At 69.8% G+C, this 15,002-nt stretch carries 13 protein-coding genes; 1 reads left to right on the top strand and 12 read right to left on the bottom strand.

Annotated features, from left to right (window positions below; translation table 11 throughout):
- Positions 1-168: 168 nt before the first annotated feature.
- Positions 169-2,238, bottom strand: coding sequence for an alpha-galactosidase (locus tag ACWCRD_RS25365; RefSeq protein ID WP_450968059.1), 2,070 nt, complete (start codon positions 2,236-2,238; stop codon positions 169-171).
- 170 nt (positions 2,239-2,408) lie between these two features.
- On the opposite strand from ACWCRD_RS25365, the gene ACWCRD_RS25360 reads away from it, so the two are divergent.
- Complete coding sequence (locus ACWCRD_RS25360) at positions 2,409-3,206, top strand: tyrosine-protein phosphatase (protein WP_450968058.1); 798 nt, start codon at positions 2,409-2,411, stop codon at positions 3,204-3,206.
- Positions 3,207-3,223: 17 nt separating this feature from the next.
- Here ACWCRD_RS25360 and ACWCRD_RS25355 read toward each other — a convergent pair whose 3' ends face one another.
- The 11 genes from ACWCRD_RS25355 to ACWCRD_RS25305 all read right to left on the bottom strand — a co-directional run bounded on the left by ACWCRD_RS25355 (position 3,224) and on the right by ACWCRD_RS25305 (position 14,990).
- The gene (locus ACWCRD_RS25355) at positions 3,224-3,349 is read right to left on the bottom strand and encodes a DUF6126 family protein (protein ID WP_099932732.1); all 126 of its coding nucleotides are present in this window, start codon (positions 3,347-3,349) and stop codon (positions 3,224-3,226) included.
- The gene (locus tag ACWCRD_RS25350) at positions 3,346-3,951 is read right to left on the bottom strand and encodes a helix-turn-helix domain-containing protein (protein ID WP_450968057.1); all 606 of its coding nucleotides are present in this window, start codon (positions 3,949-3,951) and stop codon (positions 3,346-3,348) included. Before ACWCRD_RS25350 ends, ACWCRD_RS25355 begins: the two co-directional genes overlap by 4 nt.
- A 64-nt stretch (positions 3,952-4,015) precedes the next feature.
- A complete protein-coding gene (locus ACWCRD_RS25345; protein ID WP_450968056.1) occupies positions 4,016-5,401 on the bottom strand; it encodes an aspartate aminotransferase family protein in 1,386 nt (461 codons plus the stop codon).
- Positions 5,398-7,332: a 1-deoxy-D-xylulose-5-phosphate synthase gene (gene dxs, locus ACWCRD_RS25340; protein WP_450968055.1), complete on the bottom strand. Its 1,935-nt coding sequence runs from the start codon at positions 7,330-7,332 to the stop codon at positions 5,398-5,400. The genes ACWCRD_RS25345 and dxs overlap by 4 nt, the downstream gene beginning before the upstream one ends.
- 27 nt (positions 7,333-7,359) lie before the next feature.
- A complete protein-coding gene (gene ispG, locus ACWCRD_RS25335) occupies positions 7,360-8,517 on the bottom strand; it encodes a flavodoxin-dependent (E)-4-hydroxy-3-methylbut-2-enyl-diphosphate synthase (protein WP_450968054.1) in 1,158 nt (385 codons plus the stop codon).
- Between the two features lie 4 nt (positions 8,518-8,521).
- Positions 8,522-9,544: an adenosyl-hopene transferase HpnH gene (hpnH, locus tag ACWCRD_RS25330; RefSeq protein WP_232650550.1), complete on the bottom strand. Its 1,023-nt coding sequence runs from the start codon at positions 9,542-9,544 to the stop codon at positions 8,522-8,524.
- A gap of 5 nt (positions 9,545-9,549) precedes the next feature.
- Positions 9,550-10,191, bottom strand: coding sequence for a phosphorylase family protein (locus ACWCRD_RS25325; RefSeq protein WP_450968053.1), 642 nt, complete (start codon positions 10,189-10,191; stop codon positions 9,550-9,552).
- Complete coding sequence (gene shc / locus ACWCRD_RS25320) at positions 10,191-12,212, bottom strand: squalene--hopene cyclase (RefSeq protein WP_450968052.1); 2,022 nt, start codon at positions 12,210-12,212, stop codon at positions 10,191-10,193. Before shc ends, ACWCRD_RS25325 begins: the two co-directional genes overlap by 1 nt.
- 116 nt (positions 12,213-12,328) lie before the next feature.
- On the bottom strand, positions 12,329-13,393 hold the full coding sequence (locus ACWCRD_RS25315) for a polyprenyl synthetase family protein (protein ID WP_450968304.1): 1,065 nt from the start codon (positions 13,391-13,393) through the stop codon (positions 12,329-12,331).
- Between the two features lie 68 nt (positions 13,394-13,461).
- Positions 13,462-14,892 carry a hydroxysqualene dehydroxylase HpnE gene (gene hpnE / locus ACWCRD_RS25310; protein WP_450968051.1) on the bottom strand — a complete coding sequence of 477 codons (1,431 nt, stop codon included), beginning with the start codon at positions 14,890-14,892 and terminating at the stop codon, positions 13,462-13,464.
- Positions 14,889-14,990 (bottom strand): DUF6380 family protein, encoded by a 102-nt coding sequence (locus ACWCRD_RS25305; RefSeq protein WP_450968303.1) that lies wholly within the window; start codon positions 14,988-14,990, stop codon positions 14,889-14,891. Before ACWCRD_RS25305 ends, hpnE begins: the two co-directional genes overlap by 4 nt.
- Positions 14,991-15,002: the final 12 nt, after the last annotated feature.

Raw genomic sequence — 15,002 nt, 5'->3', positions numbered from 1 at the left:
GTGATCGTCTCCGTCAAACGTCCTTGTAAAGCACCTGAATTACGTGGACATGACGCGCCACGCACCGTCACGGATATGACGCTCCTCACGTGCCCCTGCTCCAGGATCCCCTATTCGGGAGCGAGTTGGAATGAAGAGGCAGAAGAAGCGCCAATCCGGACAGAAGGCTCAGATGCGCCGCAGACGGAAAACTGCCGCGTCGAGGTCACCGCGCAATCCGGTACGCAGTCCGTGATGCAGCAATACGGCACCACTGTGGATTTCGCCTGTTTCAGGGCATTCATACGAGGCTGTCGAGTCGAGGCCCCGCAGTCGCAGCGCCGGTACGGGCTCGCCATGGCTCTGCGCCTGGAGCCAGGCCAGGACGACCGCCTCGTCCCCGCGCACGTACTGCACCGCACTCAGCCCACCCCGCGGCGGCCGCAGCCGGTAGAGGTCGCCGTGCTGCACCAGCGGCCGGATCTCCTTGTAGAGGGCCACCCATTCACCGGCCTCGGCGAGCTCCTCCTCGGTCCACCGGGTGAGGTCGCCGCCGACCCCGAGCACGCCGGCCATGGAGCTCACGAACCGGAAGCGCAGCGAGCTGACCCGGCCGTTGAGCTGGGTGTTCGGGCTGTCGGTGACCCAGGCGGCCATCACCCGCGCTGGATGGATCTGGCTGAAGCCGTGCTGGATGGCGAGCCGGTCGAGCGGGTCGGTGTTATCGGAGGTCCACACCTGGTCCGTACGGCTCATGATCCCGAGGTCGATGCGGCCGCCGCCGCCCGAGCAGGACTCGAAGGCGACATTCGGGTGGGCCGCCCGCAGCCGGTCCAGCAGGGCGTACAGAGCACGGACATGATCGACCCAGAGGCGCTGCGGGTAGGGCTCCCCGGGCCAGCCCGCGTCGGTGAAGCAGCGGTTGAAGTCCCACTTCACATAGTCGACCGGGGCGCTGGAGAGGAGTGCGTCGAGCTGCTCCCAGAGGTATTCCTGGACGTCTTCCCGGGCCAGGTTCAATACGAGCTGGTTGCGGAACTCCGTCCGCTTTCGTCCCGGTTGGAACTGCACCCAGTCGGGGTGGGCACGGTAGAGGTCGCTGTCCGGGTTGACCATCTCGGGCTCGACCCAGATGCCGAACTGCATGCCGAGGGCGTGCACGTAGTCCGCGAGGGGTTTGAGGCCGTTCGGGAAGCGGTCCCGGTTGACCGTCCAGTCGCCGAGTCCGGCGCGGTCGCTGGTGCGCTTGCCGAACCAGCCGTCGTCGACCACGAACAGCTCGACGCCGATCGCCGCGGCCCGCCGCGCGAGGGCGCCCTGCTGCTCCTCGGAGATGTCGAACTCGGTGGCCTCCCAGGAGTTGAACAGCACCGGCCGGTCCTGGTCGGCGTCCGGGATGACGTATGCGCGCTGATAGGCGTGCCAGGCGCGGCTCGCGCCGCCGAAGCCGCCGTCGCTCCAGAGACCGGCGAAGACAGGGGTGGTGTACGACTCCCCCGGTTCCAGGCGCAGCAGCCCGGAGTCGTCGTAGCCGGGGCCGCCGGTGATCTGCACGCGCGCGTCCGGGAGTTGCGCCACCGCGATCCGCCAGGAACCCGACCAGCCCAGAGCGCAGCCGTAGACCTCGCCGTGTTCCTCGGTGGCGTCGGTGTCGAGGGCGACCCAGGGCAGGTGCTGGTGTCCGGTGTGGCCGCGGCGGCTGCCGATGATCTTCTCACCGTAGGTGAGAGGCGAGGCGGTCAGCCGGGACTCGGCGGCCCAGCGGCCGTGCAGTTGGGACAGCCGCCACTCCTGGCGATCGGGCAGCGTCCAGGTCGCGGAGTCGGCCCGCAGCAGTTCCAGGGCGGGCCCCTCGTTGTCGAGGGTCACCCAGCGTTCCACGACGTCGTGCCGCATCCGGTAGTGCAGCGTGATCGCGAGCCCACCGTCCCGGAAGCCCAGCCGGAGGTGATCGCCCTCCGTCTCGTACTGCTCGAAGCGCCACTCGGTGCCGCGCCGTTCGTCGCCGCGCACGGACAGGGCGGGCCGGACGAACCGGGGGCCGCCCTCGACCGGGTACTCCTCGCGCCCGTCGAGCGGGGACTCGAAGGGCCGGTAGTCGGGCAGCGGGCGGACGGCGAGCGCCTCGGCGTCGGCGAGCGCGATCCGGGGGCCCCAGTGCAGGTGCAGCAGTTCGTCGTCCTCGGTGAGGTGGACGGCGTAACTGCTGGCCGGCCCCGAGAGGAGCCATGTACGGCCGTTGTCTGCGATCTCCAGCATCAAGCCCTCACACATTCGAACAGGTGCGACCAATCGGCAACATCATCAAGGCACGTGAGGCCTGGTCGCAACGCCTGTGGACAACTCATTGCCTCAGGAATCCATGTCGTATCGTCGGGAGAGCGCCCGACGACGAGCCGCGCCGGTCGGGCGGACTGGGAGGAGCCCCCGTGACGCAGCAGATCCCGTCGACCGAACCCGAGCTGGCCGGAGTCCGCAACTTCCGTGATGTGGGAGGACTTCGGACCGTGGACGGACGGCGGGTGCGCTACGGGGTGCTGTTCCGCAGCGGCCACCTCGCGCACGCGACCGAGGAGGACGCCGAGTTCCTGTCCTCCCTGGGACTGCACACGATCTTCGACTTCCGCAATGCGGCGGACCAGAAGCTGGAGGGCCCGGACGTCGAGCTTCCGGGAGTGCGCAATGTGAACCTCCCCCTGACGGACCCGGCGGACGGCGCCGGGTTCTGGAAGATGGTCAGGGAGGGCGAGATCGAGCAGCTGCGCGAGCTCCTCGGCGACGGCAAGGCGGCGAACCGCATGATCGTCTCCTACCGCACGATCATCAAGGAGCGCACCGCCGAGCACGCACGCGTGCTGCGTTCACTCGCCGAGGACAGTGTGCCCACCCTGATGCACTGCGCGGCGGGCAAGGACCGTGCGGGCCTGTCGATAGCCGTGACACTGCTCGCGCTGGGCGTCGAGCGTGAGGCGATCGTCGCGGACTACCTGGAGTCGAACGCCAAGCACCGCCGCTACAAGGTGCACCGCAGCAGCAACTCCGCCGCGGCCTACTCCCCCGAGGTGATGGAGCTGCTCAGCCCCCTGTTCGAGGCGCGCGCCGAGTATCTGGCGGCGGCCTTCGAGACGATCGAGGGGACGTGGGGCGACGTCGACACCTATCTGGAGCAGGGCCTCGGGCTCACCCCGGAGCTCCGCGGACTGCTGCGCGAGCGGCTGCTCGACTGATCACGTGGGCCGTTCCGCTATTTCGCCCCCACTTCGAACAGCAGGTAGATGAAGGCCGCGAAGAGGTGCCCCACCGCGATGTAGATGATCAGGCGCACCCACAGGGCGCGGGGGAACTTCTCCTCCATGTTGCTGTTGCTCATGGCATCTCTCCGGTGATCGGGCCCAGGCACAGCGTGGCCGTCGGGCTCTGCAGCAGGGTGTGGACGAACAGGAGCTCCACGCCGTCGGGATCCTGGGCGGCGAGCCGGTGCGGGGTCAGCGAGTCGAAGTGCGCGCTGTCGCCGGGAGCGAGCAGGTGCGTGGTGTCCCCGAGGCGCAGCCGCAGCCGCCCCTTGAGGACGTACAGCCACTCCTCGCCGGGGTGCACCCGTACGATGTCGCCCTGCGAGCCGTGCGGTACGTGGACCCGCAGGGCCTGCATGCCGCGGCCGGGCGCGCCGGCCTGGAAGTAGGTCCAGCCGCCTGCGGCGGTCGGTTCCATGTCGGCGGCGCGCACCACGGCGTCCCGGTCGGCGACCGTCTCGCCGAGCAGTTCGGACACCGTCGTACCGTAGATACGGGCGAGGGCCAGCAGCATCGGCAGCGACGGCTGGCGCTGCCCGGTCTCCAGCCGGGAAAGGTGTGCCGCCGACAGTCCGGCGGCACGCGCCGCGGCCTCCAGCGTGAGGGAGGCACGGCGGCGCAGCGCGCGCAGCTGGGGTGCCACAGCGGGAAGCTCCGCTTCGGCTTCCTGAGAGCTCATGCCCTCCATTCAGCCGGAGCTTTGCCTGTGCGGCAAATTTCTTGCCTCACAGGCAAGATGCGGCCTACCGGTTGGCGACCGCCTGCTTCACCAGCGTCTTGCCGAAGTCCCACATCAGGCCGCCGCCGCTGTGCGCGTCATCCATGACGGCGGTGAAGGCGTCGACGAACCGGTCCACGTCCTGCTCACCGATGGTCAGCGGCGGGATCAGCTTGATCACCTCCAGGTGGTCGCCGGAGACCTGGGTGAGGATCCTGTGCCGCTGCAGCAGCGGCACCACGACCATCTGCGCGAACAGGCCTTTCCGCGCGGCCTGCAGCATGGTCCAACGACTGCGCAGCTTCAGCGACTTGGGCCTGCCGAACTCGATGCCGATCATCAGGCCGCGGCCGCGGACGTCCGCGAGCAGCTCGTACTTGTCGATCAGCGCAGTGAGCCGGGATTTCAGCTGCTCGCCGGTCACGCGCGCATGGGCGACGACCTGCTCGTTCTCCATGACGGACAGCACGGCGAGGCCGGCCGCCATGGCCTGGGCATTGGACCCGAAGCTCGCCGAGTGGACCAGCACCCGGTCCATCGACGAGTACACCTTCTTGAAGATCCAGTCCTTGCCGAGGGTGGCGCCGACGGGCACATAACCGCCGGAGAGCGCCTTGGCCACGCACACCAGGTCCGGCTCGACGCCCTCCTCGTGCTGGTGGGCGTAGAAGTCCCCGGTCCTGCCCAGGCCCGTCTGCACCTCGTCGGCGATGAGCAGCGCCTTGTGCTTGTGCAGCAGTTCCTGCGCGGCCCGCAGATAGCCGGGCGGGGCCTCGTGCACGCCCTTGCCCTGGATCGGTTCGACGATCAGGGCGGCGACGTCGCCCTTCTTCAGTTCCCGTGCCAGGGCGTCGAGATCACCGAGCGGTACGGCCGTGTCGGGCAGCAGCGGGGCGAAGCCCTCGCGGAAGCCGTCCTCGCCGTTGACCGAAAGGGAGCCGGTGGTCAGGCCGTGGAAGGCATGGTCGCAGTACAGGATCCTCGGCTTCCCGGTGGCGTACCGGGCGAACTTCAGCGCGGTCTCCACCGCCTCCGTACCGCTGTTGCCGAAGAACACCCGGTCCAGGTGTGGGCTGTAGGCAAGCAGCTTCTCGGCCAGCAGCCCGGGCAGCGGCTGGCAGTCGAAGCGGGTGAGGTCGGCGAGGGAGGCGTCGAGGACGTCGTGCAGCGCCTTGCGGACGACGGGGTGGTGGCGGCCCAGGCCCATCACCCCGAACCCGGCGAGCATGTCCAGGTAGTCGTTGCCGTCCGCGTCCCAGAAGTGGGCGCCCTCGCCGCGCTCGTAGACCTTGTCGAAGCCGATGGTGTGCAGCATGCGCGGGAGCTGGTGGTTCAGGTACTTCCCGTGCAGCTCGTAGCGTTCGGCTCCGCGCTCGGCCAGGAGTGCGCCGAGGTCGAACTCCTTGGTCATTCAGCCTTCTCCTTGACTGTGCCGTCCAGCTGTTCCTTGACGGCCAGGGTGTCCTCGGCCTCCTTGACGGCGAGGCTCGCGCTGATCCGTCCGGCCACCTCGACCGGCGTGAGGCCGATGTCGGCCAGCACCTCCCCGCGCTTGGCGTGCGCGAGGAACTGCTCCGGGATGCCGAACCGCCGTACGGGGACGTCGACGTCGGCGTCACCGAGCGCCAGCGCGACCGCGGCTCCCACCCCGCTCGCGCGGCTGTTGTCCTCGACCACGGCCACCAGCCGGTGCTCGGCGGCGAGCCCCGGGAGCGACGGGTCGACGGGCTTGACCCAGCGCGGGTCGACGACGGTGCACGAGATGCCGCGCGCCTCCAGCAGCTCGGCGGCCTGCAGGCACACGGGTGCCATCACGCCGACGGCGACCAGCAGCACATCGGGGGTGTCCGGGCCGCGATGCAGGACGTCGAGACCGCCCACCCGGTCGATCGCCGGGATCTCGGGCCCCACCGACTCCTTCGGGAAGCGGACCAGCGTCGGCGCGTCGTCGACGGCGACGGCCTCCCGCAGCTGCGCCCGCAGCTGGTCGGCGTCGCGTGGCGCGGCGATCCTGAGCCCCGGCACGACCTGGAGGATCGACATGTCCCACATGCCGTTGTGGGAGGGCCCGTCGACGCCGGTGACACCGGCCCGGTCGAGCACGAACGTCACCCCGCAGCGGTGCAGCGCCACGTCCATCAGCAGCTGGTCGAAGGCACGGTTGAGGAAGGTGGCGTAGACGGCGACGACGGGGTGGAGCCCGCCGGTCGCCAGGCCGGCCGCGGACACGGCCGCATGCTGCTCGGCGATGCCGACGTCCCACACCCGGTCGGGGAAGCGGGCGGCGAACTTGCCGAGCCCCACCGGGTGCAGCATGGCCGCCGTGATCGCCACGACGTCCTCCCGCTCCTCGCCGATCGCGACGATCTCGTCGCCGAACACCGAGGTCCAGGAAGGCCCGTTGGAGGGGGCGAGGGGCTCGCAGGTGAGCGGGTCCATCACACCGACGGTGTGGAAGTGGTCCTCCTCGTGCGCGATCGCGGGCTCGTAGCCGCGGCCCTTCTCCGTCAGGCAGTGGATGAGGACCGGTCCGTGGAAGCGCTTGGCGCGCCGCAGCGCGGACTCGACGGCCCCGATGTCGTGTCCGTCGATCGGGCCGACGTACTTCAGGCCCAGGTCCTCGAACATGCCCTGCGGGGCGAATGCGTCCTTGAAGCCCTTCTTGGCGCCGTGCAGCGATTCGTAGATGGTGTTGCCGACGACCGGCGTGCGCAGCAGCACGTCCTTGCCCCAGGCGAGCACCTTCTCGTAGCCGTCGGTGGTGCGCAGGGTGGCCAGGTGGTTGGCGAGGCCTCCGATGGTCGGCGCGTACGAGCGCTCGTTGTCGTTGACGACGATGATCAACGGGCGGTCCTTGGCGGCCGCGATGTTGTTCAGTGCCTCCCAGGCCATGCCGCCGGTGAGGGCGCCGTCGCCGATGACCGCGACGACGTGTCCCTTCTCGCCCTGCACCTCGCGGGCCTTGGCGAGGCCGTCGGCCCAGCCGAGCGCCGTGGAGGCGTGGCTGTTCTCGACGATGTCGTGCTCGGACTCCTCCCGCGAGGGATAGCCGGACAGGCCGCCCTTGCCGCGCAGCTTGGAGAAGTCCTTACGGCCCGTCAGGATCTTGTGTACATAGCTCTGATGACCGGTGTCCCAGACGATGCGGTCGACGGGCGACTCGAAGACCCGGTGCAGCGCGATGGAGAGTTCCACCACCCCCAGGTTGGGCCCGAGGTGCCCACCGGTCCTGGCCACCGCGTGCACCAGGAACTCCCTGATTTCTTCGGACAGTTCGCGAAGCTCCGTCTCGGACAGCGCCTTCAGGTCGCGTGGTCCCCGGATGTTCTCCAGAATGGTCACGCTCGGGCCCCCTTCGGTCCGTGCTGTTCAACTCACGGTGACGGCCGGCTCCCCCGACGCGGTACCGTCCTGTTCCATCTGTTCGGCGATCTTCATCGCCTCCTCGATGAGGGTCTCCACGATCTTCGACTCGGGTACGGTCTTGATGACCTCGCCCTTGACGAAGATCTGCCCCTTGCCGTTGCCGGAGGCGACACCCAGGTCCGCCTCCCGCGCCTCACCCGGGCCGTTGACCACACAACCCATCACGGCTACCCGCAACGGGACTTCCATGCCCGTCAGGCCCGCCGTGACCTCGTCGGCCAGTTTGTAGACGTCGACCTGGGCGCGGCCGCAGGACGGGCAGGAGACGATCTCCAGCCGGCGCTGCTTGAGGTTCAGGGCCTCCAGGATCTGCAGGCCGACCTTGACCTCCTCGGCGGGCGGGGCGCTGAGCGAGACCCGGATGGTGTCGCCGATGCCCTGCGAGAGCAGGGCGCCGAAGGCGACCGCCGACTTGATCGTGCCCTGGAAGGCGGGCCCGGCCTCCGTCACGCCGAGGTGCAGTGGGTAGTCGCACTGGGCGGCGAGCTGCTTGTACGCCTCGATCATCACGACCGGGTCGTTGTGCTTGACCGAGATCTTGATGTCCCGGAAGCCGTGCTCCTCGAAGAGGGAGGCCTCCCACAGCGCGCTCTCCACGAGTGCCTCCGGAGTCGCCCTGCCGTACTTCTGCAGCAGCCGCTTGTCCAGCGACCCGGCGTTGACCCCGATCCTGATCGGCGTGCCGTGGTCCTTCGCGGCCCGCGCGATCTCCTTGACCTGGTCGTCGAACTTCTTGATGTTGCCGGGGTTCACCCGCACCGCGGCACATCCGGCCTCGATCGCCGCGAACACGTACTTCGGCTGGAAGTGGATGTCCGCGATCACCGGGATCTGCGACTTGCGGGCGATGGTCGCAAGCGCGTCCGCGTCGTCCTGCGTGGGGCAGGCGACGCGCACGATCTGGCAGCCGGACGCGGTGAGCTCGGCGATCTGCTGCAGGGTGGCGCCGATGTCCGAGGTACGGGTCGTCGTCATCGACTGCACCGACACCGGGGCCCCGCCCCCGACCGCCACCGGCCCGACATGGATCTGCCGCGACACGCGCCGCTCGGCGATCGGCCGGGCCGGTACCTCGGGGACGCCCAAGGAGATGGCGGTCATCGTGTCACTCCCGGTTTCCGGAGACCGTCTCGCGCATCGCGCGCAGGGACTCCTTCAGGGAGCCCATGGTGGCGAGGACGGCGGTGGGCTCGTAGCCGCAGTGCGCCATGCAGTTGGCGCAGCGCGGGTCCTTGCCGCGGCCGTACTTGTCCCAGTCGGTGTCCTCGATGAGTTCGCGGTACGTCGGCACGTACCCGTCGCTCATCAGGTAGCAGGGGCGCTGCCAGCCGAAGAGCGAGTAGTTGGGGATCGCCCAGGCGGTGCACGGGAAGTCGACCTTGCCCTCGAGGAAGTCGAGGAACAGCGGCGAGTGGTTCAGCCGCCACTTCCGGCGGTTGCCGCCCGCGAAGGCCTTCTTGAACAGTTCACGGGTCTGCTCCACGCCCAGGAAGTGCTCCTGGTCGGGCGCCTTCTCGTAGGCGTAGGCGGGCGAGATCATCATCTCGTCGACCTTGAGGTCGTCGTTGAGGAAGTTGAGCACCTCGATGATGGTCTGCGGAGTGTCCGTGTTGAAGAAGGTCGAGTTGGTGGTGACCCGGAAGCCGCGCCGCTTGGCCTCCTTGATCGCCTCCACGGCCTCGTCGAACACGCCCTCCTTCGCCACCGACTCGTCGTGGCGCTCACGCAGCCCGTCAATGTGCACGGCGAAGGCGAAATAGGGAGAGGGCTTGAACTTGTCCATCTTCTTGCGCAGCAGCATCGCGTTGGTGCAGAGGAAGACGTACTTCTTCCTCGCCACCAGCTGCCGCACGATCTCATCGATCTGAGGGTGCATCAGGGGTTCGCCGCCCGCGATGGACACCATGGGGGCACCGGATTCGAGCACCGCCCCGACGGCCTGCGCGACCGGCATGCGCTGCTTGAGCACACCCGCCGGATGCTGGATCTTGCCGCAGCCCTCGCACTTCAGATTGCACGCGAAGAGCGGTTCCAGCTCCACGATCAGCGGAAACTTGTCCCGCTTGCGGAGCTTCTGTTCAGCCAAGTACGTAGCGACCTTGATGGACTGACGCAGCGGCATGGCCATCTGGCTCACCTCCTGGGGAGCAGCAAAGAACGGTGCCATTCGAAGAAAGCTGGAAGTACGGCACGAAGGACACGGAAAGCTGATATTCCACCGCGGACCGTGCCGATTCGAACAAGTTCATGTTCAGGAGCGTCCACGACCACCCGCACGGCCGCAACCGGGCGCACGCCGGTGCGCACGGCGCTCAGCAGCGTCGCCGCGGACTCCATGTCGACCGCGATCGCGCCGGTCGCGAGCAGATCCGACCGCTCGTGACCACGTACGACATGATCGGAGCCGGTGACAGGGCCGGTGTGGACGGTGCGCCCCGGCACCGCACGCCCGAGTTCCTTGACGAGCAGGTCGGTCCCCACGCACGGAACGGTTCCGTCCGGGTCCCGGGTCTCCTCGGCGACGACCAGGTCCCCGGGGTGCATGCCGGGGGCGAGCCCCGCGCAGAAACCGGTGGCCAGCACGGCGGCCCCGCTCCAGTCCGGGTCCGCGAGCATCCGGGTGACGGAGCGCTCGGCCGCCCTGGGCCCCATGCCCGTACGGAGCAGGGTGACGGGCCCGCCGGCCCCGCCGCGGTCGCCGGCGCGCAGGGCGAGGTGCTCGATGCCGAGCGCACAGGCGATCAGCAGCGGGGCCGGGGCGGGCCGGGTGCTCATCAGCCCCCCTCGGCCTCGGCGAGAGGCTTCTTGCTGAGAGGCTTCTTGGCGAAGGGCTCCCCGTTGACGTACCGGCCGAGTGCGGTCAGCGGGAAGACCTGCCGGTAGAGGTGGTAGTTGATCGAGAAGTCCCAGGGGAAGCCGGTGCCGGTGAAGTACGGCTCGTCCCAGGAACCGTCCTCCCGCTGGGTGGCCGCGAGCCACTCCACACCGCGCTCGACGGCCTTGGAGTCCTGCTCCCCCGCGGCCAGCAGGGCCATCAGCGCCCAGGCCGTCTGCGAGGCGGTGGAGGCTCCCTTGCCGCTCCACTCCTCGACGTACTTGTAGGAGCGCAGGTCCTCGCCCCAGCCGCCGTCGTCGTTCTGCACCGACTCCAGCCAGGTCACGGCCCGCCGGATCGCGGGGTGCGAGCCGGGGAATCCGGCCGCGACGAGGGCGGGTACGACCGATCCGGTGCCGTAGACGTAGTTGACGCCCCAGCGCCCGAACCAGGAGCCGTCCGGTTCCTGCTCGGCGAGCAGCCACTCGATGCCGCGGCGGGTGCGCGGGTCGTGCGAGAGGCCCTCGACGGCCAGCATCTCCACCACGTGAGCGGTCACGTCCGCGGACGGCGGGTCGATCACCTCGCCGAAGTCGCAGAACGGCAGCCGGTTGGGGAAGGGGCTGGTGTTGTCGACGTCGAAGGCGCCCCACGCCCCGTTCTTCGACTGCATCCCGAGGTTCCAGCGCACCCCGCGCCCGATGGCCTTCTCCACCCGCTCCGGGTCGTGGTGCTTGACGCGGCGCAGCGCGAGGACGACCTCGGCGGTGTCGTCGATGTCGGGGTAGTTGTCGTTGTGGAACTCGAACGCCCAGCCGCCGGGCGGCAGTTGGGGTCTCCTGACCGCCCAGTCGCCGGGCCGGACGATCTCCTCGCCGAGCATCCAGTCCGCGGCCTTGACCAGCTGCGGATGGTCGGCGGGCACGCCCGCGTCGACGAGCGCGATGGTGGCGAGGCAGGTGTCCCACACGGGTGACTGACAGGCCTCGATCATCCGGGCCCCGTCCTCACGCCACACGGCGAAACGGTCCAGCGACGCCAGGCCCTCGCGCAGCACGGGATGTTCGAGGTCGTAGCCCAGCAGATACAGGGCGATCACCGAGTACACGGCCGGGGGCTGGATGCCGCCCCAGCAGCCGTCGTTCTCCTGCCGCTCGATGATCCAGCGGGCGGCGGAGTTCATGGCCGCCTTGCGCAGTCCGCGCGGGATGACCTTGCGCGCCCGATGCAGCACCTTGTCCAGGCGCTGGAAGGCGCCGTCCCAACTCGCCACCGGGGCAAGGGGCTTGGGCGGGTTCGGACGGTTCGGGTCGGTGTGCAGCTCGTCGAGCGGGAAGGGCGCGGGCCGCACCGGCCGCTTCGCGGAGACGACCGTCAGCGGGACGATGGTCTGCCGGGCCCAGCACCCGAAGTCGTAGATGTTGAGCGGTACCCACTTGGGGAAGTAGATGAGCTCCGGCGGGAGTTCGGGCAGGTCCTCCCACTTCCACCAGCCGAACAGGGCCAGCCAGATCCGGGTGAAGACCCGGGCCGCGGCGATCCCGCCCTGCTCGCGGATCCGGGCGGAGGCCTTCGCCATGTGCGGGGCGTCCGGCGTGTCGCCCGCCAGACGCAGGGCGACGTATGCCTCGATGGTGGTGGAGAGTTCGCCCGGCCCGCCGTAGAAGGTGGCCCAGGTGCCGTCCTCGCGCTGCTCGCCGCGGATGAACAGGGCGGCGGCGTGCGCGGTGTCCTTGTCGAGGATGCCCAGGAACTGCCTGAGGAGCAGGTCCTCGGCGTCCATGGTCACGTTGGTCTCGAGGTCGCCCTTCCACCAGCCCTGGGCGTCCTGCCGGGACAGCAGGAAGTCGGTGGAGCGTTGTACGGCGCGTACGGCGGCATCGCGTACCCCCGCCGCCACGGGGCTCGTGCTGTCGGTTTCGCTGGCCGAGGCTGCCCGGGGCGGCAGGGCCCCGGTGCTTCCGTCGGTCGTCGCTGTCATGGCTTCCCCTTCGTGCAGTCGTACAGATCGTGCTGCTGTGGGTCCGCCGTCGGCCGGTGCTCGTGTTCCCGCGGCACCGGCCGGCGACTACGCGAGGGCTATTCGACCGATAGTGATCATCTCTTTCGTACGACGACGAAGTCGGCGAGCGCCGTGAAGCGGTCCCGGACCGGGTCGGGCATGTCGATGGCGTGCAGGGCCTCGATGGCGGTGTTGTGCTGACGACGGGCCTCTTCGGCGGTCCACTCGCGGCCGCCGGCCTCCTCGATGAGGGCGGCGCGGGAGGCGAACTCCTCCTCGGAGAAGTTCTCGAAGTCGCTGCTCTTGGCGTCGGCGGCGAGGATCTCCCCGAGCCGCTCGGAGGCGGATCCGCCCGCCGCCAGCGCGGCCACGACCGGCAGGGACTTCTTGCGCTGGCGCAGGTCGCTCCAGGTCTGCTTGCCGGTGGAGACCGGGTCGCCCCAGATGCCGAGCAGGTCGTCGACGGCCTGGAAGGCGAGACCCAGGTGGTAACCGTACTTTTCCAGGGTGTCGGCGGTGCGGTCGTCCGCGCCGCCGAGCACGGCGCCGATGGAGGAGGCGCAGGCGAGCAGCGCGCCGGTCTTGTTGCCCTCCATCTCCAGGCACTCCTCGACGCTGACGCGGTCGCGGTGCTCGTAGGAGATGTCCTGCGCCTGGCCGTCGATCAGGGCGCGGGTCGCGGTGGTCAGACGGCGGGTGGCGCGGCCGGCCTCGACGGTGCCGAGTTCGAGGAGGATCTCATTGGCGAGGGCGAACAGGGCGTCGCCGACGAGGATCGCCTGGGCGGGGCCGTGCACCTTCCAGACGGTGTCGCGGTGGCGGCGCTGCTCGTCGCCGTCCATCAGGTCGTCGTGCAGCAGGGAGAAGTTGTGGACGAGTTCGACGGCCACGGCGCCGGGGATGCCGACCTCGGGTGCTGCGCCGGTGACCTCGGCGGACAGTACCGCGAGGGCGGGGCGCACGGCCTTGCCGCCGTCGCCGTCGGCGGGGTTGCCCTCGGCGTCGATCCAGCCGAAGTGGTAGGCGGAAACGGTGTCCATGGGAGGGGCCAGGCGGTCGACGGCCGCCCGCAGTACCGGTGTGGCAAGGGTCCGGCCGCGCTCCAGGAGCGCGGTCACGTCCACTGCGGTCGCTCGATCGGCCGTCTCGGCCGGGGGCACAGTGGGCACAGTCTCTCCTCTTGTTGCGGTACCGGGGGTGCGGGGACCTGCCGCATGCTGATCGAGCATCAGGCCGCCTCCTCGAAGTCGAAGAGGTGACTCGGACGGGGCCGGCCCAGGGCGGCGAGCGCGGCGTCCGCCGCACTCACTCCACTGCGGACCGCACTCTCCATGGTCGCGGGCCACCCGGTGGCGGTCCACGCTCCGGCCAGGTAGAGGCCGGGGGCTTTGGTACGGGCGCCGGGCCGCAGCCGCCCGACGCCGGGGGTGGGGGCGAACGTCGCCGTGCGCTCCCTGGTCACGAAGAAGTCCTTCACTTGCGCACCGCGCGTACCCGGAAGCAGCCGTTCCAGCTCGGGCAGATAGCGCTCGCGCAGCACGGCGACCGGCTCGTCGATCTCGTCCTGCGCGGCCGACTGGGACAGCGCCAGGTACTGCCCCTCGCGCAGGCCGGAGGCCGCGGTGCGGTCGAAGACCCACTGCACGGGGGTGCCGAGCGCCGCGAAGAAGGGCTTGTGCAGCACCGTGCGGTCGTAGACGACATGGACGTTGAGGATCGGCGCGGTGCCGATCTGCAGAAGATTTCCGGGGGCGTCCAGCGCGCCCTGGGGCAGCAGGTCGTGGGCTTCGCGCTGGGGTACGGCGAGCACGACGGCGTCCGCGGTGAGGGTCTCGCCGGGAACCTGAACGCTCCAGCGCCCGTTTTCGTCAGTGAGGATGGAGGTGACGCGTGTACGGACCTCGGTACGGACGCCCGCGGAGTCGAGCGCCTTGCGGGCCAGCCGGTCGTGCAGTTCGCCCAGCGGAACGTGCGCCCATCCGATGTCGGCCGCGCCCGGGTCGGACAGCAGACCGGTCTTGAACACCATCGCGGCGAGCCCCAGCGAGGCGTCGCCCGCGACCGCGTTGAGGGTGGCGACCCCGACCAGGTCCCACAGGGCCTCGACGGCACGCGCCGACTGACCGTGCGCGGTCAGCCAGCTGCCGAAGTCCTGGGTGTCCAGGTCCGGATCGGCGAGGTCGAGCCCCTTGAGCGCGAGCGCGGCCCGGCCCACCTTGGACCGCTCGGCGAGCGAGAGATGCGGATACGTGGCGAGGCTGCGCCCCAGGTGCAGAGGCACCGGCAGGGCGTCGCGCCGCAGCCTGCCCAGTCGCCGTCCTTCAGGCTTGTCGACGTCGAGTACGGGCACGTCGAGACGATCCTGCAGCGGTGCCAACGCCGTTCCCTCGATGCGGTCGAGGAACCAGCGGTAGGCGGTGCAGCAGCGCAGGTAGACGTGCTGTCCGTTGTCGACGGTCAGCTCGCCGCGCTGGAAGGAGAAGGCGAGGCCGCCGAGGCGGGGCCTGCCCTCGATCAGGGTGACGCGGACTCCCGCGTCGGCGAGTGCGAGTGCGGCGGTGATGCCGGCGAGCCCCCCGCCGACCACCACGGCGTCCCTTGCGGAACGCCCCGCCGGATCCGCGAGCGGCTCGTCGGCCCGCGTGCCGTCGTCGCTCATCGTGCACCCTCCCCTGCGCGACCGCCGTGGTTGAACAGTGCACGGCAGACCGCTGCAGTCAGGGACGCCGTCCCCGCCCGGAGGGTTGCGTGCCGCATTTCGCCGGTGGC

The organism is Streptomyces sp. NPDC002092 (assembly GCF_053593775.1).
Note: the sequence above shows the minus strand (reverse complement) of the source record. Positions and strands in the feature narration are given on the sequence as shown.